This window comes from Helicobacter sp. 23-1048 (assembly GCF_053654545.1).
Genome location: NZ_JBSIUT010000001.1, coordinates 626328 through 651831, shown reverse-complemented (window position 1 = coordinate 651831; position 25504 = coordinate 626328). Strand labels below are relative to the sequence as shown.

Genomic DNA, 25504 nt, shown 5'->3' with positions numbered 1-25504 from the left:
TTGTAGTCTAAATCGGGCGAATAAATAAAACTTTAATGGAATTTTGGTAAAATTGCACTAATTTCTACAAAAGGCAAAGATATGAAAATCCCTTTTATTAACCTAAACGCGCAGTATAGAGCCTACAAAGAAGAGATTGATAAGGCTATGGAAAATGTCTTAGATTCTACCCAATATATAATGGGCGATGATATGAATGCGTTGCAAGAGGAGCTTAGCGCATTTTGTGGTGCGAAATACACTCGCGTGGTATCTAGCGGGACAGACGCGCTTTTGCTAAGCCTTATGGCACTTGATATTAAAGAAGGCGATGAAGTCATCACCACGCCATTTACTTTCATCGCCACTGCGGAAATGATAGCATTGCTTGGTGGCAAGCCTGTATTTATAGATATAGATGAGCACACTTATAATATCAACCCTGCAAATTTAGAATCCGCCATAACGCCCCGCACAAAAGCAATAATCCCCGTAAGTCTCTATGGACTATGCGCGGATATGGAGAGCATTAACGCTATTGCAGATTCTCATAAGATTCCCGTAATCGAAGATGGTTGCCAAAGTTTTGGAGCAAAATATAAGGGGAGATTCTCGTGCAATCTCTCTACCATTGGCACGACAAGTTTCTTCCCCTCAAAGCCACTTGGGTGCTATGGTGATGGAGGTGCGGTGTTTTGCAATGATGAGAATCTTGATAGCAAAATTGGCTCACTGCTTAATCACGGACAAACTGCGCGCTATGTGCATAAATACATCGGGCTTAATGCACGGCTTGATTCTATCCAATGTGCGGTTTTGCGCGTGAAGCTCAAGCACTTTGCCAAAGAATGTGAAGTGCGAACGCAAAAAGCACAGCACTACGGCAATAATTTAAAAAATCTTATCCTGCCAACTATCGCACAGGACTATGAAAGCGTGTATGCGCAATATTCCGTGCGCCTTAATGCAAATATCTCTAAAGAGGGGGCAAGAGAGCGTGTATGCGAGCAACTCAACCAAAAAGGCGTGCCAACCGCCGTGCATTACCCCATTCCCCTGCATTTGCAAGAATCTTTGCGTCCTCTTGGGTATAAAGAGGGGGATTTCCTCGTGAGCGAAAAAATCGCAAAAGAAATCTTTTCACTTCCCTTTAGTGCCTTTCTCTCACAAGAAGAGCAAGATTACATTATACAAACACTTAATGACATCACAGATTCCCTAAAATAATGTTATAAGGCAGAGAATGGAAAATAAAGTTGTGCAAATCGGGCTTTTAGGCATTGGCAAAATGGGGCAAAACCACCTACGCAACCTCAATATGCTAAAAAATGTCGAAGTGGGATTTATCTATGATGTCAATAAGGAGTTGCTGGAAAAAACCGCCAAAGAATTTTCTTTGAAAGCCTTGCACGATGAAAGTGAGCTAGAATCTGCACTAAGCGCAAGTGATGGTGCGATTATCGTTACGCCGACATTTACGCATTATGACTATATCCAAAAAGTCGCCAATCATACCAAACATATCTTTGTCGAAAAGCCCCTAACAGACACGCTTGAGACCACACAAACAATCGTAGAAATAGCAAAGCAAAAAAATCTCAACATTCAAGTGGGCTTCATAGAGCGGTATAATCCCGCTATCAACACGCTTAAAAAACTTCTTAAAAACTCCGCGAGAATCTTTAACATTGACTTTACCCGCACCAATAAAATGAGCAACCGCATAACCGATGTCGATGTGGTAATGGATTTGATGATTCACGATATTGATTTGAGTTTGCTTTTTAATGGTGAAGTTGAGGAAATCCACGCGCACGGCGTAGTAATGAATGGAATCATCGAATACGCGCGTGCGAATCTCACGCACAAAAATGGCTCTTTTAGCACCATTACTGCCTCACGCGTAACCGAAAAGAGAATCCGCCAAATCAGCGTAACTTGTGAGGATATGTATGTGGATTGCAATCTTTTAAGCAAAGAAGTGCTTGTCAATAAACAAACCCTAGAGCAACACTTGCATAACATTTCAATTTCTTCTCGCTCAGAATCTATCGAGGTGCGCGCACAAGAAGCGTTACTTTTAGAATTGCTTGATTTTAGTGAAATGGTGCGAGGCAAGACATTGCAAACGCGCCCACCTAATGAAATAGATGGAAAAAATGCGATGCTTATAGCAAGCCAAATCCAAAAACTTATCCACCAAAAAAACAACTAAGGAGAAAAAATGAGTATATCACCACAAAACACACAAACCAACCAAAAAGCAAAAGAAATCTTTTTGTGCTCAATTTGCAATGTAACATCAGGCAACTGCGCAGAAGACTGCAAATACTGCACGCAATCCTCGCATTACAACACAGGCATAAACACCTATAAAAATAAGCCAATAGAGGAGATTCTCAAAGAAGCAAGGACACTAGCAGAATATGGTGCGCTTGGGTTTTGCTTGGTTACTTCAGGACGCGGATTAGATTCTAAAAAATGTGAATATATCGCCAAAGCCGCTAACGCCATTAAAAAGGCTGATTTGGGATTGCATATTATCGCGTGCTGTGGGAGGGCGGATTTAGATTCCCTCAAATATCTCAAAAAAAATGGCGTGGATAGCTACAACCACAACTTAGAAAGCGCGCAGGAGTTTTTTAGCCAGATTTGTAGCACACACACTTGGACGGAGCGATTTGAGACTTGTGAAAATACCTTGCGTGCAGAGCTTGGATTATGTAGCGGGGGAATCTTTGGGCTTGGGGAGAGCTGGGAGCATAGAATTAGCTTGCTAAAGTCCCTCCAATCTCTTACCCCACACTCAAGCCCTATCAACTTTTACATTGCCAATCCACATTTACCGCTTGGCACAAAAAAGCTAAGCAAACAAGAAGCCTTAGAATGCGTGATTCTCGCTAGGGAATACTTGCCAAAAACGCGCTTAATGATAGCAGGTGGGAGAGAACATATCTTTGGCAAGAATCAAAAAGCCCTCTATGACTGCGGGATAAATGCCGTAGTGCTAGGAGACTACCTTACTACGCAAGGGGAAGCACCAAAAAACGATGTCGCGCGTCTGCGCTCCTATGGTTATGTGCCTGCGCTGAGCTGTCATTAAAGCTAACATCATAGATTGTAAGTGATTTTGTTTTATAGAAGTTTTGCTAAAAGCCGTGAGAATCAAAAATCACCCTAGCCTAAGCTAGGGCTATAGCGCGTTTGTGTTTTATTACGCTTTTTTCTCGCTTACGATTTCTACGATATTGTCCCCCACCATTAGCGCGATTTTTTCCATAAATTCCGCAGGGCTTGTAAATCCTACACACGAGCAGTTTATCTCGCCTAGCACATATTTATCCTTGCCCGCAGAATCTGTATCGAGGATAAAATCCGCCGTCCAAATGAGTGGCAAGTCATAGTTACCAAGCTTTTGGCGAATCTCAGGCAACTGCGCTAAAAACCAATCAATCAAACTCTGCCAATCTTTTGGCTCATCATAGCGGTATTTCGCCCCGCTAAAGAGTGTCGCAGAAAACGCATCTCCGCCTTCAGCTGGCTTTTTATGCACGACATACACAGGCGTTTTATACAGCATTAGGATTCTAATCTCGCCTTCTTTAATGCGTGGCAAAAATGTCATATCCACAAGCATTCCATTATCGCCCTTTAGATACGCTTCACAAAAATCCATAAACTCGCCTAGTTGGCGGTTTTCGCTGTGGTTGTCTTTGGCTTCCGTGCAGATGATTTTGGTATCAAGAGGTAGCGAATCTACCTTGCCATATTCGCTAGAAGATTCTAGACGCACGCGCCAGATTCCCTCGCCTGTGGAGCCACGATTTTGCTTTAGCACGCGCTCGCCCTTTGCTAAAGTTTTGGGGAAATTTTTCTTAAAGTCGTGCTCGCCACCTGCTTCCCATTTCACGCCGATTCTCGCTGCTTCGTTTGGCTCATAATACGCTAGCGTATCTGTTGGCACAAGCTCGGTATTGCGGAGCTTGGTAAGCGCGTCTTTTGCGCCATAGCCTATCATCGCATCAGGGTGAGGCATACCCACTAGCCCCGCATCACAGAGTTTGCGAAGCACATCAAAGTAGAGTTTTTCCTCTTTTAAGTTGCCCGGATTCACACGAGAGACATAGCCATCAAACTTGCCCTTTGCTTCCTCATAGATTTTATTGCGCGCAGATTCATCGCGCAAAATCTCATCGGTAAAAAAGATTACCTCTGCATTCCAACCCTTTGCTTTAAGCGCATTTACCATAGGCATCGTGTCTTTACGATACCCATCAGGTCCTTTGTCGCTTCCGCCCTTTGCTTCAAAAAATACAATGCTCTTTTTCATTGCCAACTCCTTAAAAATAGATTTCCTAGACTCTACCATAAATTCGCACCTAAAATTCCATTAAATGCAACTTGCCCATCACATTTATACACAATTTCCCTTATGCACGATATTTTCACTGCTTAACACTTTTTGTCTTTCTTAATTTTAGGAATCTTGTGTTGATTTTTGATTCTCCTGTGGTTGTGGTTTTGGGCTAAAATCCGCCTTTTGTGCTAAACTTAACACCAGTCCGATAGCGACACAATTTGCGATAAGTGAGCTCCCGCCATAACTTAAAAATGGCACAGCAATCCCCTTAATAGGTGTGATTCCAGCGATTCCAAAGGCATTGATGATAAAACTAAAATTAAGCAAAAGTGCGACACCAACGCAAAAAAGATAATGCGTGTTATCTGTCAAATGATTAGCAATTTTTAAAATATAAAAATTGAGCGCGATAAAGGCAAGCACGATAAGCAAAAGCCCCACAAACCCGAGCTCCTCTGCAATGCCAGCGAGCACGATGTCTGTATGCACCTCACTTAAGAATCCAAGTTTGATAACGCCCTCTCCAAGTCCATTGCCAAATAATCCACCATTATAAATAGCGTTTGTAGCGTGATAAATTTGATATGGTTCTGGTAAGTCCTCCACACGCAATGAACTTGCTAAATCTTGTGGAAAAAATGAAAGGATAGAATCTTGAGCGTTTGCCCACCAAGTTTTTACACGCAAGATTCTATGGGGCTTAGAAATAACCGCAATACTCCCAACCGCAGCAATAAGAAGCATCAAAAGTCCCAAAAATCGCAAACTCCCTCCCGCACAAAGTAGCATAAATGCCAAAGTGAGTGCAAGCACAATGACTTGTCCTAAGTCATTTTGCAACACAGCGATAAGCACCACTGCCACTAAAAACAAAAACAAATACGGGATAAAAAGCTTTATCTCATCGCTCAAAGTGCGTCTCTCACCACTCCCAAACTTGCGCGAGAAACTCCACGCGAGGAAAAACACAAATCCAATCTTAAAAAATTCGCTCGGTGCGAGAGAAAAATACGGCAGTCTAATCCATCTCTTTGCTCCACCAGCCGAGCTTACATAGCCTTGTGGTAAGAAGTGCATTCCTACCATTAACACAATAGAAAACAAAAATAGAAGCCAACCAATCTTTTGGAATCCACTATCAGGGTTGAGCTGTGCAAACACCCACATTATCACTATCCCAAGCACTGCGGCAAATATCTCACGCCACAAAAAATGAAACTCTCCATAATGATAAAAGCCCACAAAATATGAACTCAGTGAATATGACATTACCACGCCCACGCACATTAAGCCAACAGCGGTAAAAAAGAGCTTTGAGCAAATCACTGCTATCCTTAAAATTTTTGCGCTCATTGTAGCGAAATTTATAAAAAATCCCCCTAAAACTTATACCCCACTTGTAGCCAAAATTGTCGTCCCACTTCATATACGATAGTGGGGCTTGAGCTCGTGCCTGCGTAATTTGTAGTAGCTATGGTAGGATTTTTGGCATTGAGTAAGTTAAAAATATCCATATTCATATACAGCGCATTTCCACGCCATATATCCACCTCAAATCCCAAACGCATATCCCAACTAAACGCGCCTTTTAAAATCTGAGCGATAAATTGGTCTTTGTCATTATGCGCGGGGTCATAACTTGGCGATGGGCAAAATCGCGAATTTGTCGCACATCTATCATAATTCGCCCCTGCAGTGTGGATTTTTGCCACTGCTTTATATGATGAACGATAGCGCAAAAAGTTATTTAAGAGCCACTTAAATTTGCCAATATTAAAGCTATGCGTGGTATTTAGGCGTAGCGTAAAAGGACGGACGAAGTTACTCGCAGGGCGTTGTGAATAAGGCACGACTTTGCCCTCCCATACGATGTCATCATCTGCTATTTGTGAAGCATTCGCACTTTCTGCATAATCAACAAAATTTCGCTTCACATTTGTCCAATCCACATTAAAACTCGCATAATGCTTCACGCCTCCAAGTTCCAATGGATTGTCGTGCGATACAACAAGAACAATGACATCGGTATAGGATTTGCCCTCATTTGTATAAGTGTAATAAGTAGTCGTGTAGTTGCTATCAGGGGCTAATCCCACATAATCGCTTCGCACATAGCGAATATCATCTTTGCCAAGTCGATAGATATATTTTGCTTCTATATGAGCATTATAAACGCGTTGCACAATCCCAGCCATTAGCTCATCGACAAATGGCACTTTTAACTTGCTAAACTTAATATCATCTTTATAAGGGGTGATACAATTCGCTTTTCCGCTGTTATCATAATTGCTCCCTGTGCATTGCACTCCAGATTCTAAAATCTCATACCAATCTTTATTAGGATTATCCCTTGCTATGCCCACACTCATAGAATTTTGTTTTGCTTTGAGCGCATAAGCAAAGATATTGCGCCCATAGTAGCGGTTTGCACCAAAAGTGATTTGCGTGGTTAGCTCCTTTGGCGCGGGTGTGATGTAGTTAAGCGAGAATCTCGGCGCGTAAGTTGCCTTGCCCATATAGCTATCTGCATCAAATCGCACACCAAGTCGCGTGTGTAATTCGCCCGCTTTATGCAAGGGAATAGTAATGTCATCTTCTAGCCACGCGCTTGCTAGGGCATTATGCAAATCAACATTTGCCTTACGATAGAGCTCTACATGCCCAAAATATTGTCCATACGCCCATTCTACACCGCCAGAATAATACGCCCTTTGTGGGTCGCACCATTCTAAATATTGTCCCGTGCATAATGCTTGCTGCGCTTGTGTCATTTGCTTTTGATTGCCGTTATTTCGGGCGAAAAAATAATCTTGTGTATAGCCAAATTGTGCGTATTGATAGCCTAGCTCTAGCCCTGCACTAAAGGCGTGCGTGGTGATAGATATATCAAATGGGGTAAAATCTTGCACGATTTTTTCGCTTAAAGTATGCTGTGTGCTCGCCGTAGGCGCATATCCTCCCTCACGCACAAACACGCCAAACCTTCCCCAATTTTTGCTACTTGAAGTAATCCAATATTTTGTATGCTCAAATCCGTGCAAAATCGTAGAATTTTCCAAAAACGAGTAACTTAAAGTATTTGTAAGCACTCCAACCGCATTTTGCCAAGTGGTTTTAAAGCCCACTTGATGTCCCCCAGAATCAAAGCTAAAAAAATCTCCCAATGTCCCACTCATAAAGCGATAATCAAACTGCGGAGCATAAGTGTAGCTGAGCTCTAAACGCACAGAATCACTCGGGTCATAGTAACCTTTAATGAAATAATTATAGATTTGGCGTTTTTGGGTTTGTTTGCGCGTAGTTAAGTCTTTTGGATCTACGGGTGTGGCTTGTGATGTGCTAACATCGCTATTATAGCGCAACGGGATAAAGCTCTGTGTGGTAGCAAAGCTAGCGATTATGCCAAATTTGTCATTGACTTTAGATTCTACACTTGCGCGGATAATGTGCTTGGTGAAAAATGGCGAGTTGTTGTCATTGTAGCTTTGTGTTACAGAATCTAAAAAGTTCTCCAAACTTGCATTACCATAAAGATGATAATTTGTAAGACTGAATGCCTTTGGGTCGGCGTTGCCCTGCGTGAATTGATAAGAAATATTTGCGCCGTATTTTTTGGTGGGACGCCGTGTGTTTGCCTCCACTACGCCACCTGTGAATCCTCCATAAGAAGCAGAAATATTTGAATCTTGCACGGTGATAGATTCTAATAAATTTGTGTCTATGGCAAGCCCTTGACTTCTGCCCGGAGCACCACCAAGCCAATCAGCAGAGCCAGCTGGGTCTAAGTCATTATTCATATTCATTCCATCAAGTTGGAAATTGTTTTGATAATGCAATCCCCCGCTAATGCTGATTCTCGCAGGGTCAATCTCGCCCGGCGTAGTCGAGCGATTTTGTGCATTATCAAACTGCACATTTGGGAGGATTCTAAGAATCGAGCCAATGTCTCCATTCCCACTTGGATTAGAATCTAATATTTCTCGTCCAATTTGATTACCACTTTGATAGGCTTCAAATTCTCTCTCCGCCGTAGCAGTTACCTTGCCTAATTGGACTTTTTGCAAATCCTTTTTGTTTTCTACTTGATTGTTATCTTGTGTTTCGGGGGGGGGGGGACTCTTTGATGATTGCTCTAACTCATCGCTTAATGCAAAGCCACAGAGCACAAATGCAACACATAAGATTCTAGCGTTCATTATCAATTCCTACAAAATATAAAATAAAAGGTAGGAATCTAACACATAAAATCTTAAATTTAGCTTAAATAATGAGAAATAATTTTATTATAATTAAATCTTTAAGATAATTTTTATGTAATTTTTCTCGCTTTTTGCTACAATGTTAGAAATCTCTCTAAACTTAAATTAAGGATTTATGATGATTATAATCCCTGCCCGCTTACAATCCACCCGCCTAAGCCAAAAAGTGCTGTGCGAAATTGGCGGACTACCGATGGTCGTGCTAAGCGCAAAAAATGCCAGCAAAGTCGATGAAGTCATCGTAGCGTGTGATGATGAAGCGATTATGCAAGTGTGTCAAAGCCATAACATTAAGTGCGTAATGACTGATAAAAATCACACAAGTGGCACAGATAGATGCGCAGAGGCTGCGAGAATCTTAGGGCTAGATTCTAAAGAAATCATTTTAAACCTCCAAGCCGATGAGCCCTTTATCGAAGATTCCTTACTCCAAACACTTCAATCCCTCACGCAACGCAGTGGTGCGTTTATGAATACTTTGGCAAAGGAAATTAGCATTGATGAGAGAGATGACCCAAATCTCGTAAAAGTTGTGCTTAACGCCAATAATGAGGCGTTGTATTTCTCACGGCTTGGGATTCCATATTGGCGTGATAGAGCGCAGGGAGTGCAGGCTAGCCACGCGTATTTGGGACATTTGGGACTTTATGGCTTTATCAATGAGAATCTTCAAGCCTTTTGCACTCTACCAAAAAGCCCGCTAGAGGACATTGAGAAGCTCGAGCAACTCCGCGCGCTGTATTATGGCAAAAAAATCGCACTCTCAATCGTGCAAACACAAAGCATAGGTATCGATACGCAAGAGGATTTACAAAAAGCAAAGCAACGCATTGAAAAATAAACTACTCGACAATGGCTTATCACAAATTTCCTATTTCCAACACTCCGTATTATTGATTCCCACGCTGTGTGCGCTAAATACAGGATTTTTGCCCGCCTTTTTCTGCGCTTCGTAATCACGCAAGACTTTACACGCGATATTGCTTAAAAGCAAAATTACGACAATATTTATGCTCGCCATTAGCCCCATAAAAATATCTGCCAAATCCCACGCCAAAGCCAGATTTAACTGCGCCCCGACAAACACCATCACCACAGCAAAAAACCTAAATATTTGCAAAGCGATTGTATGCTCTGTGATAAATTTAAAATTTGCCTCCGCATAAAAATAATTCCCAATAAGCGAAGTAAAGGCAAAAAGCACGATTGCCACGCTTACAAAGATAAGCCCAAAATCGCCAAAATGCCCCCTCATCACCGCTTGCATCACTGCCATTCCGCTTAATCCACTTGTATCCACGGTAGAGCAAAGCACCATAAACGCGCTTGCCGAGCAGATGATAAGCGTGTCGATAAAAACTGATAGCGTTTGCACCATTCCTTGCTTAGCGGGGTGGCTAGTGTGTGCGCTCGCAGCGGCATTTGGCGCAGAGCCCATACCCGCTTCATTTGAGTAAAGCCCGCGCTTAATCCCTATGACTATCGCACTCCCTGCAAATCCCCCAAATATCGCGCTAAAATCAAACGCCTCTTTTAGCACACTAGAGAAAATGAGCGGGATTTTATCCACATTTAGCCCCACAACTACGAGTGCCACAACGAAGTAGCCAAACGCCATTATCGGCACGAGTATGGAGGAAATGAGCGCGGATTTTTTGTCATCGCCAAAGAAAAAGAAACTCACCAAAATCGCTAAAATTAGCCCCACAAAAATCGTTAGCGGGGAGTTTTCAAACACTTCTTTGCCCACAAAAATCTCAAATGACGAAGTCAGCGTGAAAGCCTGCAGGGCATTAAACCCAAGCGCAAAGCAAAATATGAGCGAAATCGCAAAGATAATGCCAAGTTTTCTAGAATTTAGCGCAGATTCTATGTAGTAGGCAGGACCGCCTTTGTAGCGGTGTGTGCCGACTTTTCGTTTATACACTTGCGCGAGAGTGGATTCTACAAACGCGCTTGCCCCGCCTACAATCGCGCTAACCCACATCCAAAATAGCGCACCACTTCCCCCGCTAGCGATAGCCACGCTCACGCCCACAATATTGCCTATGCCCACGCGTGAAGCAGTCGAAATCATCAGCGCACCAAATGGCGAAATATGCTCTTTCTCGCTTTTTTCTTTTAGGACGGCAAACACATCGCGCAAAAATCGCAACTGAATAAAACGCGTGCGAATGGTAAGATACGCCCCACAAAGTAGTAACGCAAACACGAGCCAATAAGTGTATAAAAACCCGCTAAAACTGCCTATAAAGTCGTTAAATACTTGCATTTTGTTTCCTTTTGTTTTTTGCCACCTCATTTGCGTTAATCACGCCACCGATAAAGCCCACTTTTTGTATAAAACCTTGCGAAATGCCGTAATGATGAATGAACAACTCATCATTTGGATACAGACATTTGATTGCACAGAGTGCCTTAAAAACAGCACAAAAAATCCCTAAATCCACCGCGTTGAAAAATAATCTTTGCCATTTGTCGCTCCGTTTAAAATAAATCGCAATTATAGCGGAAATTTGTATTCACACAGATTCGCAAGTATTTTTAGTGGACTGTTTCGTTTGTATTCGTTTCACTTTGCTTCGCACACGCCCCCAATAACGACAAAAGCCCGCGCTAAGCTCAAAATACCAAAACTTGCCTTGTTGCAAAATCTTTGTTACAATTCTGCCCCTTGCGTTTTAAAATTTAAACTTAAAAATGCAAAATCAAAAGCGGGGCAATCATAATGTGGCAAGAAGCCCCCAAAATCTAATCAAAGGAGCAACAATGGCAATAGGAATGGGCGAGCTTAAAAAAGGGCTAAAAATCGAAATCGAGGGAATCCCCTATCGTATCGTAGAGTATCAGCATGTCAAACCGGGCAAGGGAGCGGCGTTTGTGCGCGCCAAAATCAAGTCGTTTTTGGACGGCAAAGTCATCGAAAAGACTTTCCACGCGGGCGATAAATGCGAAGAGCCAAACATCGTAGAAAAGCCTATGCAATACCTCTACCACGATGGGGACAGCTATCAGTTTATGGATACGGAAAGCTATGAGCAAACCGCGATGAGTGCCGAGCAGGTGGGCGAAGCAACCAAATGGCTACTTGATGGTATGAATGTCAGCGTCCTGCTACACAACGACAAGGCGATAAGCGTGAGTGTGCCTCAAATAGTCGAGCTAAAAATCATAGAAACCCCGCCAAACTTCAAGGGCGACACCTCATCTGCTGGCAAAAAGCCCGCCACTTTAGAATCTGGAGCGGTGGTGCAGATACCATTTCACATACTAGAGGGCGAGACTATCCGCGTAAATACCGAAACAGGCGAATATGTGGAGAAAGTGAAGTAGGGGGTAAAAAGGGGACAAAAATGGCAAAAAGAGTCTTAGTGCCTTTGGCAGAGGGGTTTGAAGAAATCGAGTTTGTAAGCATTGTAGATACTTTGCGTAGGGCTGGGGTGGAGGTAGTCATCGCTGGCGTTAATAGCTCTAACGAAGTAGGGGTGAAAAAGGATTTGCGCGCAAGTGGAAATAGCGCGGGAATCTACACAGGGGCGCACGGCGTAGAGATATGCGCGGAAGTGTCTTTGGAGGGGTTAGATTCTAGCGCGTTGGCGGGATTTGATGGCGTAGCTTTGGCAGGGGGCTGGCAGGGAATGCTAAACCTAAAATCTAGTCAAAAACTGCGCGATATTTTGCGCGATTTTAAAACGCAGGGCAAGCTAGTAAGCGCGATTTGCGCCTCGCCTATCGTGCTAGATAGCGCAGGCGTGCTAAGCGGGAAGTTTGCGTGCTACCCTAGCTGTGAGGCATTCACAGATGAGTCTGCGAGCGATAATGCAGACAAAAACGCAGAATCTAGCACGGACAAAAACAATAACAAAGCAAGACAAACACCACAGCCAAAGCCCCTAAATGGCGAGTATGAGCCAAATGCAAGTGTTGTGAGAAATGGCAATCTCATCACCGCAGCGGGTCCTGCCACAGGGATTTTATTTGCGCTTGAAATCATAAGCTACCTTTTGGGGCAAGCAAAATCAAACGAGATAGCCGAGCAAATGCTTGTGCCTTATCTCAAATCAAATGCTAAGATTGTGCGGGATTTGTGAGATTGCAGATTAGATAAATACAAATTTGCCTAATTTTAGTTTTAAATGCCAAAATTAAATTGTTTATAATATAAATACATTTAAAAACAAAGGAATAATAAAATGGCTTTGAAAAAGAGCAATCTTATAGATTCTGTATCGGCAAGCGACATACAAAGTGCGGGATTAAGCAGGATATACCAACACACGCAAAACTATCAATATGGGAGCATATCAGCATTTCGACAATATAGAGATGGCTGGGAAAATGAAAGTGAAATGATGCAAAAAAATCCTAAAGTCATCAAGGAATATAAAATCCCTTACAATGAAAATAAAGATAGGCACAAATTGTTGGGTGGATTATTGCATAAAATGGGTATAGATACGATTGAAATTATTGGGAATTATATAGAGGCAGGAAGTGGTAAATTAGCTAAAGAATTAAGCTATTTTTGCTTTGTAGATTCTCAAAAATTTACACTTAAAGAGTGTTTGATAGATTTGGGGGATAGATTTGAGCAAGATAGTATCACTTACGCTAAAAAAGGAGAAAATTTTGAATTAGTTGCATCACACACACATACAGATAGTGATGGCGATATTATCGCGGAATTTGATAAAGGCAAACTTTTGGGCAAAACAGATGGTAAAATTTACTCCCTCATACGAGGCAGACCATTTCAATGGGCTGGCTGGAAACCCACAAAAATACAATCGTGTAAAAAGGCTAGTGATGATTTTTATAGAATCTACATAAGCTCTTTATATCCAACAGAACGATTTATAAAAGAAATTTATTTTGAAAACCTCTTACCTAAAATATCCACCAAAAAGGGGACAATGAAAAAAATATTAGCCAATGTGGATAAATCGTTGTTTTTACAAAATGCTGGATTTTAACATAAACAACAAGCACAATGAATGCCATTATAGCCACTTATAAACCACCATTTATGAGCTCTAATGCGTTTTTAAATAAGCTAAAAAAACATTTTAATTGTCAAAAGGCAGGGTTTTTTGGCACACTTGACCCATTTGCTAAGGGGCTTTTAGTCGTGGCGTTTGGCGGACATACCAAACTTTTGCCATTTTTAGATAAGGCTAAAAAGACTTATCGTGCGACACTTTGGCTTGGCGCAAAGTCAAAAACACTTGATATTGAGGGTATTTCAAATGTGAATATTGTGCCAAGATTCCCTATTAGTGCGATTGAGAATCTCTTTAGCTCGCTTGTGGGTAAAATTTCATACACGCCACCTGCTTTTAGCGCAAAGAAAATCAATGGCAAAAGAGCATATCAACTCGCCAGAGAAGGAAAAGAGGTAAGATTAAAAAAATGCGTAATGGATATTTTTACGCTAAAAATCCTCCACTACACGCACCCATTTTTACATTTTGAGGTAACGCTATCTGGAGGCGGATTTGTGCGCTCTTTAGGTGAGATTATCGCAAATAGGCTTGGTGTAGATGCTTGCCTTAGCTCACTAGAGCGTATTGCAGAATGTGGAATTAGTCTTGCTTATATGCAAAGTGTAGGTAAAGATTCTATCGATTTGGGAGTGAAATACCCATTGTATCACCTTGATAGCGTGCAGATTCTGCCCTTTGAGACATTGGAGGTTCAGAGTGAGGAATTTGAAAATGCTGTCTTTAATGGGCGTAAAGTTTTGCTACTTACGCAGAAATGTGGTGTATATAAATGGTGTTTTGAGAGGTTTTTTTCACTTATCGAAGTTTTACCAAACAAGGAAGTAAAATATTTATGCAATAGGATTGAATATGCTAATACTATCGAGAAAACAAGATGATGGTGTGATTATAGGAGATGAGATTGAAATCAAAGTCATCTCTATCGAAAAGGGAAGTGTGCGCTTAGGACTTAATGCGCCAAAAGATATGCTCATTTTGCGCTCCGAGCTTAAAGATGCAGTCGCACTACAAAACCAACAAGCCTCACTCAATGCCGACAATAATGTCCTTCCACAAGCAAGTGAAATAGGGATTATCAAAAAGAAATAATATGCTTAAGCTTTGCATAAAAAGCTACCCTAAACTCAACATTTTTTTGCAGATTCTAAACAGGCGTAGCGATGGATTCCACACTATTGCTTCGCGCTTTGTCTTAGCAAAAGGCGCGCTGTTTGACACCATACACATACAAAAAGGCAATATGCTTAACATTGATGGCGACTTTGGCTGCGAAATGCCAAACAACACCATTTATAAAGCCATTCTCGCGCTCAAGGAAGTGCTCATCAAGCGACTAAATAATAGCAAATCCCCTACCCCGCATTTAAATGATAGTATTGATATGGTGGAGAATCTCCATATCACCGTAGAAAAAAAAATCCCAAAGGGAGCTGGGCTTGGTGGAGGAAGCAGTAATGCAGGAGCTGTTATCAACGCATTTTGTGCGCATTTTGAGCTCACCCTCTCAAACGCTGAAATTTTGCATATTGCGCAAAAAAGTGGTGCAGATGTGGCATTTTTTCTCCATTGTCATACAAGCGCGAATGTCTCGGGGGTCGGCGAAGTAGTAGAGGAGTTTAACGAGGAGGATTTGACATTTGAGATTTTCACGCCTAGCATTGCTTGCAATACACCGCTTGTGTATCAAACACTCGATGAAATGGTAGCTAAAAAACTCGCGCAATACGCAGATTCTAAGCAATCACGCGATTTGTTTGCTCTTAAAAGCGAACAAATCCTACGCACACACACAAAAGAGAATCTCAATGGGCTATATATCGCAGCCCTACACGCCTATCCGCAATTAGCGCAAGTAGCACGAGATTTGGGTGATGAATGGTTTTTTAGTGGTTCTGGGTCAAGTTTTTTTCGGTTGGCACGATGAAAAAACACAAAATCCTTAGAATCTTTATCCTTTTTGCATTAGGTATAAACGCTCTATTATGCTATCCTGCAGATGAAAGCAGGCTATCCATTCGCCCAAAAAAAGAACAAAAGACTTATGGCTTTGGCGAGAGTGATGAGCGCGGAAGAAACTCAAAAAGCTCGTATCAAAGGGAAAATAACGCGCTATATTACCTAAATAAAGATTCTAAAAAACTTGCAGCCTTTTATGACACGCTCGCAAGGAACTCACAAAACAAACAATACGCGCATTTTCGCTCCCGCACTCTTATTGAACATAATGCGTATAACGCCCTAAATAATGCGCAAAAAAAATCCCTCCATAACGCATTGGTGCTAAGCAGATTCTATCCAAATGGCTTTATGAAATACAGCGAGCTTGGTGGCATAGGCATAAGCGGGACACTTCGAGCAGATGATGACGCAAAGCCCACTTACTATCACTTTGATTCTCGCTATTTTAGCGACTTAGAGCTATTAAAAGAGCAAGATAATATACGCATTTATGCGATGTGTGTGCTTCCAAGATTTGACAACTGCATTTTGTTTGGCATTGGCGAGGAATGGTAGCTCTCACTGACAAGCACTTATGGCTTATTTTTTGCTTTTATTTCAAAAAATAAGGATTATATTTGAGAACTTTAGTCTTATTGCGCGGTATCCCAGCTAGTGGTAAAAGTAGTTGGTTAAAAGAACATAATTTAGAACTTTACGCGCTTAGTCCAGATTCCCTGCGACTCTCTCTCGCCTCGCCTATTTTAGGTAAAAATGGCACTTACACCATTAGCCAAGATAATGATAAAACCGCGTGGAAGCTACTTTTTGAGATATTAGAATCGCGTATGAAAAATGGTGAATTGAGCATTATCGATGCAACACATATAAGCGCAAAAGCCATTAGAGCGTATGAAGATTTGGCTGAAAAATATCGCTACCACATTGTGGTGGTGGATTTTAGCGATATAACATTACAAGAAGCACTCAAACACAATGCCAATCGTGAATACAAACGCGTAAGTGATACAATCATTACCACAATGCACGAACGACTTATACAAAGCCTGCAAAATCCATTGCCAAAGCGTTATCAAATCATTAAACCAAGCGAAATACACAAACTCCTCTTTACACCCATTGATTTAAATGCCTACAAAAAAATTCATCACATAGGCGATTTGCAGGGTTGTTACACCGTTATTGTGGCGTATTTACAATGGCAATGTAAGAATCACCACACACAATCTAGCGGGCAAATAACTGATTACAAGGCACTTTTAAACCCAGATGAATATTATATTTTCTGTGGTGATTACATTGATAGAGGGATTGAAAATGCACAAGTCGTAGCGTTAATGCTGGCAATAATGGACTTGCCAAATGTGTGCTTGCTAGAGGGCAATCACGAGCGTTGGCTACGCAAATGGGGTGAAGAGCAAATACAAACAAACACTCAAGAGCAAACAACACAATATTCCAATGAATTTGCTCATTTCACACTCAAAGAACTCAAAGATTCTCACATTACACAAAAAGACGCGCGCAATCTCACGCGCAAACTCCGTCAATGTGCGTTTTATGACTTTAAAGACAAGCGTGTGCTCGCTACGCACGGAGGGCTAGCAAGCCTACCAGAGAATCTCACTCTAATAAGCACGCGCGGGCTCATCTATGGAAGTGGTGGTTATAGTGATGTGAATGAATGCACCAAAAATTGGAAACAAAACACGCCAGCACATTGTTTTCAGGTCTTTGGGCATCGCAATAGGGAAAAATTGCCGATGCGTGTAAATGAGCGGTGTTTTGTGCTTGAAGGTGGCGTAGAGTTTGGTGGTGAATTACGCATAGCTACTCTTGAGGGCGCAGATTCTCACAAAAAACAAGAATCTACAATAACACTCACACAAAAATCCCACAAAGAGCCTCAAAAAGAGCTCTCACTTGCCATCACACATACAATCCACCGAGATGGGTGGGGCGAAGTGAGAATTACAAATCCTGTGCATAGGAATAATGCAGATTTTCAAAACACTTACGCCATAATAGAGCTTATACAAAATCTGCGTAAGAGTGCGTTTGTGCGGGAAAAACAATATTTTGATGGGCGTATTTGTAGCTTTAACTTTAATCAAAAGGTATTTTACACTAAAGCGTGGAATGACCTCACTTGCAAGGCTAGAGGACTTTTTATTGATGTTTTGCATAACAAAGTGGTAGCGCGCAGTTTTGATAAATTTTTCAATCTCAACGAAGTGCCAAAAACGCGCTTAGAAAACCTAAAGGAGCTGTGCTATCCACTGAAATGCTTTGTAAAAGAAAATGGATTTTTGGGAATCTTAAGCGTAGATTCTCATACAAATGAATTTTTGATTACCTCTAAATCTGACCCGACAAGTGCGTTTAGCGGATATTTTAAAGAAATTTTATTTAACTCACTAAACGATGAGGCGCGTGAGCTACTTAAAAATGCCATTGTAGAGCGAGATATAAGTCTTGTGTTTGAAGTGATTGACCCCATACGCGACCCACACATTATCGCGTATGACACGCCTAAAGTCATTTTACTCGATGGCTTTGCTAATGCGTTGCAAACAAGGCGCATAGATTTCCGCTATCTGTGTGATTTAGCCAAAAAACTTGGCATAGAGCACAAGGCTAAAGTGTGTGAAATTAGTGATTTTGGTGAGTTGCAATCTTTCATCGACAAAGTGCAAGCCCCAGATTTTATGTATTCTCAAAAGGATTTTCAAGCAAACTTTGAAACACAAAGCGACTTTGAGAATCCAGCACAATCAAGCGACAAAGAGGAAGCTAAACGACACATTGAGGGCTTTGTGATTGAGGATAAAAATGGCTTTATGTTTAAGTTAAAATTGCCATATTACACGATGTGGAAAGGTTTGCGTAATGCGGTTGAAAAAAGCCTTGATAAACAACAAATGGTGTTGCCAGCATTTATCCACGACAAACAAGCCCTAGCATTTTGGGCATATCTTAGCGAGCTGGTGGAGCGTGAGGGATTTAGTGTGCTTGCAAACAACATCATCACTCTGCGAGAGAAATTTTTTAAGCAAATGTAATCCCGCATTCTTAATAAATCATAGATTCTTAAATTACTAAAAGTCCAATAGAAATTTTGGATAAAAAACTATCCATTTTAGGAAAAATTAAGGTAAAATCGCAAATTTAAACTTCATAGAATATTTAAGGTGTATGAATGATAACTTGGATGCAAAGGCATAGAAAGTGGCTTGTAGTAACAATTTGGATTAGCACGATTGCATTTGTAGGCGCAGGTGGTATCTGGGCGGTAAATGGAAACATTAGCTTTAGTGGTGATTCCGTAGCAAGAGTGGGCGATATAAAAATTTCAAATGCACAATACCAACGACTTTATAGCAGAATCTATGAGCAATATATGCAAGACTTGCAAGGTAACTTTGATGAAGCAAAGGCAAAAGAGTTGGGACTACCGCTGCAAACAATACAAAGTCTCGTTGCACGCGCTCAACTGCTAAGTTTTGCGAAAGATTTGGGCTTGCAAGTAAATGATGAGGAGGTTTTGCAAAACCTCCAGCAAACCCCAGATTTCCAAGTCAATGGAGTATTTGACAAAGCCACTTACATAGATTTAGTTACAAAAAGTGGCTGGCGCACAGAGGAATATGAAAAACAGCTTAGCGATGATATATTGGTGAGAAAGCTTTATGATGCACTTAATGCTAGTGTGCCAAAAGCAAGCGCGCTAGAATCTCTAAGCCTTGAGTTTCCACTGCATATCCAAGATAAACTTGAATTAAAGGTGCTTACAAAGCCTTCGATTAGCCTTAGCGAGGAGCAAATAAAGCAATATTGGGAATCTCACAAGGATAAATGGCAAACAGAAACGCTTTATAACATTGAATTTATGAAATTTCTCACAAGCGAGCAAACAATCACACAAGAAGAAATCGATGAGGAAGCAAACGAGGAATATAAACGACAGCTTAAGGGTGAGGGAGAAAATAGTGCATTGCTTGATTCTATACGGCAAGAAATTGCAAGTAGCCTGCCTAGACAAAAGGCTTTGCGCGCGGCAAATCGCGCTTATACGCCATTTAGTAATGAAGAGATAAGCGGAAGTGTAATGCAATCAAACCTTAAGCCAAATATGGAGCTTGAGGGCTCTAACATTGTGATTAAAGACACAAATATTGGTAATGGCATTACGCTAAGCGCGGAGGGTATTGAGGCTTTAGAATCTGCGAGCAACGGACAAGTGCTAAAGCCCATAGAGCAAAGTTATGGATTTGTGCTTTTAAAACTACGAGAGAAATCCAAGCCCAAACCAAAAGAATTTAATATAGTAAAAAATGAGGTAAAAGCTGAACTAATGCACCAAAAACAAGAAGAAGCACTCAAGCAAGAGGGGCAAAAACAAGTGGAAAATTTCAAAGGTGTTGATGTGGGATTTTACTCTCTTGGTATGGATTCTCTAAGTCAAACCCAAGTGCAGAATCTACAAAAGGCAGGGTTTAAATTAGAACAACTTAACCTTTTGAGTGAAATTTTAAGTGAAATTTTTTCCAACCAGCAAAAAAGTGGCTTTGTCAATATGGGCGAATTTGGCGTGCTTTATAGAATCTTAGAGCAACGCTTGGATACTACAAAAAACCCGCAATTTGCCGATAGAATAGGCACGGAGTATTTCAATCAAGAGATTTTTGGTTCTGTTTTAGAATCCTATATCAACGAAAAATACAAACCGCAAGTGTTTTTTAACTTTGAGTAGCAAACTTATGAAAGCAAATACAATGAAAGGACATATATGCAAGCCCCTATTATTTTAGCTATTGATATTGGCTCAAGTAAAATTTGCGTGCTTATTGCAGAGATAAATCTTGGCGTGCCTCGTATAATCGGTATGGCAAGACGCAGTTCTTTAGGCGTCATAAAGGGCGTTATCAGCAATATTGAGCAAGCAAGCCACTCTATCAAAGCGACCGTTGATGAAGCGAAGCGAATGGCTGGGGTAGAAGAATTACCACAAGCCACTATTTGTATTTCTGGGGCTTATGCTTCTGGGGAAAATTACTCAGGAATTGTCAATGTCTCTGATGGCGAAGTTAAATTCAATGATATTGAACGCGTGATAAAGGACTCTGTCCGCAAACGCGAAAGCAAACTTGAGGCGATTCACATCTTGCCATACAGATTCCAAGTTGATGATTATAAAATACCATCTGATGACCCAATGGGACTATCAGCAAATAGGCTGGAATGCTACACACACATTGTCTCGGCAAAAAAAGAGGGATTAGAAAACCTAAAAAAAGTCATTCACAACTGCGGAATTGAAATCAAAAACATTATCCTTAGCTCCTATGCCTCATCTATTGCTGTGCTTACCCCCGAAGAGAAACAATGGGGTGTCGCGTGTATCGATATTGGTGGGGAAATTTCTGATATTATGGTGCATAGTGGGCTTTCAATGGCTCATAACGACTATCTTGGAGTAGGCTCAAACCACATTACTTTAGACTTAGCAAAAGCACTTGGTGCTCAAATCCCAACAGCAGAACAAATAAAAAAAGATTATGGAGATTTGATTATTAGTCAAGAGCATAAAGGGAAAGCACTTGGATTCCCTACTAGAGATTCTGAACAAAAAAGCGTAGATATGGAGCATATTTGTGGTATAATCCAAGCGCGTGTAAAAGAAACACTAGAAACGATAAATGCCCTACTTGAAAGCTCTCAAGTAAGGGAAAATTTGCGTGGTGTGGTGCTCACTGGTGGATTTGTGAAGTTGAAGAATCTACAAAAATACGCCAATGATTTAAAAATATTTGGAAATCTCCCCGTGAGAATCGGCGTTCCTGCTGATATTGATGGTATTGGCAAGAGCGAGATTCAAAGCCCAGAAATGGCGACAGCTATCGGGCTCGTGCTCCATAGTGCTGGGAAATTTACAAATTATGAGTCAAGTGGCAAGGGGAGAATACAAATGCTCAAATCCTACGCGACCAAAAGTGTGGAATCTATCCTCCCAAATGAGGACACAGAAGTAGGCGATGTGAAGGATATACAGATTCAAGAACGAACAAAAACCAATGGTGTTGGAAATCCTTTTAAAAAGGTATTTAGTGGATTTTATGATTGGCTCAAGGGCTTGTTTTAATTGATTTTAAGGAGATAATTATGGGAATGGATGAAGTAAAAGTTCGCGAGATTGATGAAACAGAATATAGAGATTTTTTAGGTGCTAGAATCGCTGCTATCGGTGTAGGTGGCGGTGGAAGCAATATGATAAATCACCTTGCCAAAAAAGAAGAATTGCCTGAAGAAATCGCCCTTATTGCTGCCAATACGGATATGCAGCACTTATCTAAAAACAGAGCAAGAGAAAAAATCCAGCTTGGCAAAAAACTTACCAAAGGACTTGGGGCTGGTGCTGACCCGCAAAAAGGACTTGCAGCTGCTGAAGAGAGTGCGACAGAAATTGCTGAAGTGTTACGCGGTTATGATATGGTCTTTATCTCCACAGGGCTTGGCGGAGGCACAGGCACAGGTGCATCTCCTATCATTGCTGATATTGTAAATAAAAATGATACACTCACCGTAGCGATTGTTACCAAGCCATTTGACTTTGAGGGAGATAGGCGCAAGAAAGTAGCCGAAGAGGGCTTAAGAGAGCTTAAATCAAGAGTTCATTGTATCATCGTAATCCCAAACCAGCGCGTAATGAGTATTTTGGGCACTGACGCTTCTAAAAGACAGGCTGAAGAAAAAGTCAATGATGTCTTAGCAAATGCCGTGCTTGGAATCTCAAACATCGTCCTAGGTGGAAATGGTGAAAATGACCAAAATGTAGATTTTGCTGATATTCGCGCCGCAATGGAAAATAAAGGCTTGGCGATGATGAGTATTGGCGAGGGTTATGGCTCAAATGCTGCTATGGATGCCATAAAGAAAGCTATAGATTCTGAAATGCTTAGCCACGAGAATCTCAAAGGCGCGCAAGGGATTATCGCGTGCTTTGAAGCACACCCTGATTATTCTATGAGCCAGCTCAATGAAGCGTGCGAGCTTATCAACGCACTAGGCACAGAAAACACATTTATGAAAATTGGCAATTATTGGAAAGAGGACTTTGAAAAAGACTATGTGCGCGTTACATTCCTCGCCACAGGCTTTGAGAATGAAGTAGCCTTAAGCACGGTTGATAAAGAAAGTGTAAAGAATCTGCCAATGACTGATGAAAGCTTTGTCGCATATCCCACAAGAGTGGCAAATGGCGAAATCATTATGTATGATAAAAGCAATGGTCGCATATTTGACAGAGATGGGTTTGATGAGCCAACTTATATCCGCAACAAGCAAGATTAAGCTCACAAGCATAAAATAAAGAGAATCTAATGACAATCAATGCAACAAAGATAGTAAAATTTTTAGATTCTCTCTATTTGCTCCTGCTTGGGATAGGTGTGGGTGCGATTATTGCGTGTATTTTTAGTGCGCCTACTCTATTTAGGGCAGGGGAAATTTTAACCCTACCAATCACTAAAGAACAAAGCGGTGTGCTTATGGGGAGAATCTTTGAGAATCTCAACATTGTGCTTTTCATCGTTGCTGGTGGCGTTATTGTCTTTGAATTTATAGTTGCTAAAATGTTAAGAAATTCAAGCATTGTCATTGTCCTAAGTGCTGGCATTAGCCTTATTATGATTTTCCTTTTTGCGCTGTATTACACGCCCTATATCCTATCTGCCCCCGATGCGCAATCGCCAGAGTTTCAATCTATGCACGCCCAAAGCGTGGTTGTCTTTGATATTTTACTTGTGAGTCTTTGCGTGCTTTTTGTAAGCAAGTTTTTAAAGATTGTGCAACGATAAATTGTATATTTTTCTCCCACAATGTAACAATATATTTGTAAGGTTTATTTATAATGCAAAGTCAATAAAATATTTACTAAAGGATACATTATGATTGATTTAGCGATTGTTGGTGGTGGTCCCGCTGGACTAAGCGCGGGACTATACGCCACGAGGGGAGGTATTAAAGATGTGGTCTTACTTGAGAAAGGTATGCCCGGCGGGCAAATCACAGGCTCAAGCGAAATAGAAAACTATCCCGGTGTAAAAGACATTGTCAGTGGTATGGACTTTATGGAGCCTTGGCAAGAGCAGTGCTTTCGCTTTGGGCTTAAGCACGATATGAATGAGGTTATGCGTGTGAGTAAGAATGGTGAAATTTTTGAGATTTACAAAGGCGATGGCGACATTCTCCAATCAAAAGCCGTGATTCTCGCTACAGGTGGGAGACCCAAGCGCAGTGGCGTCAAAGGCGAAAATGAATTTTGGGGCAGAGGCGTGAGCACTTGTGCGACTTGTGATGGATTTTTTTACAAAGATAAAGAAGTTGTTGTGCTTGGTGGTGGCGATACTGCACTTGAAGAAGCTGTCTATCTCGCTAGAATCTGTAAAAAAGTGTATGTCGTGCATAGACGCAATGAATTTCGCGCCGCGCCTACAACGATTAAACACGCTAAAGAAAATGACAAAATCGAGTTTATCACGCCTGCAATCGTTGAAGAAATCAAAGGCGATAGCAGTGGCGTAACCTCTGTGGTAATCAAAAATACTCAAACTGAGGAGATAACAGAACTTCCCGTGCCGGGCATTTTTATCTTTGTGGGCTATGATGTCAATACTCAAGTGCTCAATCAAGGTGATGGCACAATGCTATGCGAACTTGATGAATATGGAAGCATTAAGGTTGATATAACGATGAGGACAAATATCAAAGGACTTTTTGCAGCGGGTGATGTGCGCTCTAATGCACCAAAGCAAGTCGTGTGCGCGGCTGGTGATGGAGCGTGTGCGGCACTACAAGCCATAGCATTTTTACAGGGGCATTAGGCTAATGCTTTGGATTTTAGAATCTAAAGGCGATTTCCCTCACAACTTGATACACCTAGATTCTTATAAGGATTGCGTATGGCAGATATGATGAAGCACATTGGGATTTTTGGCGCGAGTGGGCGCATTGGTAAGCTCCTTATTGAGGAAATTGCTAAAGAGTGTGATTTGCACATTAGCAGTGTCTTTGCACGCGATGAAATCCAATCGCTTAACAATCAAAACCTCCCTGTGGCAAAAGACATTAGTGAATTTTTGCAAAATTGCCAATGTGTAATTGACTTTAGCTCAAATGCTGGGACTTATGCGTTATTAAAGCAAGCTGTTGATATGCGAGTTTGCATTCCTATGGTAATTGGAAGCACGGGGTTAGATTCCCAAACAAATGCGCTAATGCAACGCGCAAGCGAGCAAGCTCCCATTTTATACGCGAGCAATATGAGTAGAGGCGTGGCGATTTTAAGCAAGATTTCCGCACTTGTAGCAAGTAGCCTGCGTGAGAGCGATATTGAGATTGTCGAAATCCACCATCACCACAAAAAAGACGCTCCAAGTGGCACAGCACTCACTCTCGCACAATCTTGCGCCAAAGCGCGTGGGCTAGAGCTAGAAAAAGTGCGTGTAAGCGGGCGCGATGGAGACATCGATGCAAGGAGCAAAGATGAAATCGGTGTGATGAGCCTACGCGGTGGTGATGTCGCTGGGAGGCATACGGTGGGATTCTATCTTGATGGCGAGTATATCGAACTCACACATAACGCTACAAGTCGTCTCACCTTTGCTAAAGGGGCAATCGTTGCGCTCAAATGGCTCACCGCACAAAAGCGCGAAAATGCAATCTATGGGGTGAATGACTTTTTAGGATTTGATTAAATATCAAGTCCGCGTAGTTCGCTCCCGCTCTCTTGCTTAAATTTCTTTAAATCCTCTGGGCGCAGAGTATCGGCGTTTATCTCACAAGCGATATGGAATCCTAAATCGCAACTTTTATCAAAATAACTTCGCGCTAGAGGGATATTGATATTTGTGCCTATGCCAAAGGCATAATTATTTGGAAAATAA

Annotated in this window: 23 protein-coding genes; 18 read left to right on the top strand and 5 right to left on the bottom strand. The window is 41.5% G+C overall.

Annotated elements, in window-relative coordinates:
- Positions 1–81: 81 nt before the first annotated feature.
- Genes ACWIWK_RS03240 through ACWIWK_RS03230 form a run of 3 tightly spaced genes read left to right on the top strand, consistent with a single transcriptional unit; the run spans position 82 to position 3082 of the window.
- Positions 82–1206: a DegT/DnrJ/EryC1/StrS family aminotransferase gene (locus tag ACWIWK_RS03240; RefSeq protein ID WP_454150786.1), complete on the top strand. Its 1125-nt coding sequence runs from the start codon at positions 82–84 to the stop codon at positions 1204–1206.
- Between the two features lie 16 nt (positions 1207–1222).
- Positions 1223–2194: a Gfo/Idh/MocA family protein gene (locus tag ACWIWK_RS03235; protein ID WP_454150784.1), complete on the top strand. Its 972-nt coding sequence runs from the start codon at positions 1223–1225 to the stop codon at positions 2192–2194.
- Positions 2195–2203: 9 nt separating this feature from the next.
- Complete coding sequence (locus ACWIWK_RS03230) at positions 2204–3082, top strand: biotin synthase (protein ID WP_454150782.1); 879 nt, start codon at positions 2204–2206, stop codon at positions 3080–3082.
- 111 nt (positions 3083–3193) lie between these two features.
- Here ACWIWK_RS03230 and ACWIWK_RS03225 read toward each other — a convergent pair whose 3' ends face one another.
- The 3 genes from ACWIWK_RS03225 to ACWIWK_RS03215 all read right to left on the bottom strand — a co-directional run bounded on the left by ACWIWK_RS03225 (position 3194) and on the right by ACWIWK_RS03215 (position 8535).
- Complete coding sequence (locus ACWIWK_RS03225; protein WP_454150780.1) at positions 3194–4309, bottom strand: Cj0069 family protein; 1116 nt, start codon at positions 4307–4309, stop codon at positions 3194–3196.
- A 147-nt stretch (positions 4310–4456) separates the two neighbouring features.
- Positions 4457–5665: an FtsW/RodA/SpoVE family cell cycle protein gene (locus ACWIWK_RS03220; protein WP_454150778.1), complete on the bottom strand. Its 1209-nt coding sequence runs from the start codon at positions 5663–5665 to the stop codon at positions 4457–4459.
- Positions 5666–5718: 53 nt separating this feature from the next.
- Positions 5719–8535 (bottom strand): TonB-dependent receptor plug domain-containing protein, encoded by a 2817-nt coding sequence (locus ACWIWK_RS03215; RefSeq protein ID WP_454150776.1) that lies wholly within the window; start codon positions 8533–8535, stop codon positions 5719–5721.
- A gap of 181 nt (positions 8536–8716) precedes the next feature.
- On the opposite strand from ACWIWK_RS03215, the gene kdsB reads away from it, so the two are divergent.
- Complete coding sequence (gene kdsB / locus ACWIWK_RS03210; protein ID WP_454152017.1) at positions 8717–9439, top strand: 3-deoxy-manno-octulosonate cytidylyltransferase; 723 nt, start codon at positions 8717–8719, stop codon at positions 9437–9439.
- 30 nt (positions 9440–9469) lie between these two features.
- Here the strand turns inward: kdsB and ACWIWK_RS03205 are convergent, their stop codons facing one another.
- Together ACWIWK_RS03205 and ACWIWK_RS03200 are read right to left on the bottom strand one after the other, a co-directional pair.
- Positions 9470–10870, bottom strand: coding sequence for an alanine/glycine:cation symporter family protein (locus ACWIWK_RS03205; protein WP_454150774.1), 1401 nt, complete (start codon positions 10868–10870; stop codon positions 9470–9472).
- On the bottom strand, positions 10857–11048 hold the full coding sequence (locus ACWIWK_RS03200) for a hypothetical protein (RefSeq protein ID WP_454150772.1): 192 nt from the start codon (positions 11046–11048) through the stop codon (positions 10857–10859). The genes ACWIWK_RS03205 and ACWIWK_RS03200 overlap by 14 nt, the downstream gene beginning before the upstream one ends.
- Positions 11049–11367: 319 nt before the next feature.
- On the opposite strand from ACWIWK_RS03200, the gene efp reads away from it, so the two are divergent.
- From efp to dapB, 14 genes are all read left to right on the top strand, one after another.
- Positions 11368–11931: an elongation factor P gene (gene efp, locus ACWIWK_RS03195; protein WP_454150770.1), complete on the top strand. Its 564-nt coding sequence runs from the start codon at positions 11368–11370 to the stop codon at positions 11929–11931.
- A 20-nt stretch (positions 11932–11951) separates the two neighbouring features.
- Positions 11952–12689, top strand: coding sequence for a DJ-1/PfpI family protein (locus tag ACWIWK_RS03190; RefSeq protein ID WP_454150768.1), 738 nt, complete (start codon positions 11952–11954; stop codon positions 12687–12689).
- Positions 12690–12791: 102 nt separating this feature from the next.
- Positions 12792–13571, top strand: coding sequence for a hypothetical protein (locus ACWIWK_RS03185; protein WP_454150767.1), 780 nt, complete (start codon positions 12792–12794; stop codon positions 13569–13571).
- Positions 13572–13588: 17 nt separating this feature from the next.
- Positions 13589–14479 carry a tRNA pseudouridine(55) synthase TruB gene (gene truB, locus ACWIWK_RS03180; RefSeq protein ID WP_454150765.1) on the top strand — a complete coding sequence of 297 codons (891 nt, stop codon included), beginning with the start codon at positions 13589–13591 and terminating at the stop codon, positions 14477–14479.
- Positions 14451–14690: a carbon storage regulator gene (locus ACWIWK_RS03175; protein WP_454150763.1), complete on the top strand. Its 240-nt coding sequence runs from the start codon at positions 14451–14453 to the stop codon at positions 14688–14690. The genes truB and ACWIWK_RS03175 overlap by 29 nt, the downstream gene beginning before the upstream one ends.
- A gap of 1 nt (position 14691) precedes the next feature.
- Positions 14692–15525 (top strand): 4-(cytidine 5'-diphospho)-2-C-methyl-D-erythritol kinase, encoded by an 834-nt coding sequence (locus ACWIWK_RS03170; RefSeq protein ID WP_454150762.1) that lies wholly within the window; start codon positions 14692–14694, stop codon positions 15523–15525.
- Positions 15522–16115 carry a hypothetical protein gene (locus tag ACWIWK_RS03165; protein ID WP_454150760.1) on the top strand — a complete coding sequence of 198 codons (594 nt, stop codon included), beginning with the start codon at positions 15522–15524 and terminating at the stop codon, positions 16113–16115. The genes ACWIWK_RS03170 and ACWIWK_RS03165 overlap by 4 nt, the downstream gene beginning before the upstream one ends.
- Before the next feature lie 62 nt (positions 16116–16177).
- Positions 16178–18622: an RNA ligase gene (locus tag ACWIWK_RS03160; protein ID WP_454150758.1), complete on the top strand. Its 2445-nt coding sequence runs from the start codon at positions 16178–16180 to the stop codon at positions 18620–18622.
- 137 nt (positions 18623–18759) lie between these two features.
- Entirely contained in the window at positions 18760–20313 is a 1554-nt protein-coding gene (locus ACWIWK_RS03155; RefSeq protein WP_454150756.1) for a peptidylprolyl isomerase, read from the top strand.
- 36 nt (positions 20314–20349) lie between these two features.
- Complete coding sequence (ftsA, locus tag ACWIWK_RS03150) at positions 20350–21702, top strand: cell division protein FtsA (RefSeq protein ID WP_454150754.1); 1353 nt, start codon at positions 20350–20352, stop codon at positions 21700–21702.
- A 20-nt stretch (positions 21703–21722) separates the two neighbouring features.
- Positions 21723–22910 carry a cell division protein FtsZ gene (ftsZ, locus tag ACWIWK_RS03145; RefSeq protein WP_454150752.1) on the top strand — a complete coding sequence of 396 codons (1188 nt, stop codon included), beginning with the start codon at positions 21723–21725 and terminating at the stop codon, positions 22908–22910.
- A gap of 29 nt (positions 22911–22939) precedes the next feature.
- Entirely contained in the window at positions 22940–23416 is a 477-nt protein-coding gene (locus tag ACWIWK_RS03140) for a DUF4149 domain-containing protein (RefSeq protein WP_454150751.1), read from the top strand.
- A 90-nt stretch (positions 23417–23506) separates the two neighbouring features.
- Positions 23507–24442 carry a thioredoxin-disulfide reductase gene (gene trxB / locus ACWIWK_RS03135; RefSeq protein WP_454150749.1) on the top strand — a complete coding sequence of 312 codons (936 nt, stop codon included), beginning with the start codon at positions 23507–23509 and terminating at the stop codon, positions 24440–24442.
- A 90-nt stretch (positions 24443–24532) separates the two neighbouring features.
- On the top strand, positions 24533–25315 hold the full coding sequence (gene dapB / locus ACWIWK_RS03130) for a 4-hydroxy-tetrahydrodipicolinate reductase (RefSeq protein ID WP_454152016.1): 783 nt from the start codon (positions 24533–24535) through the stop codon (positions 25313–25315).
- Positions 25316–25504: the final 189 nt, after the last annotated feature.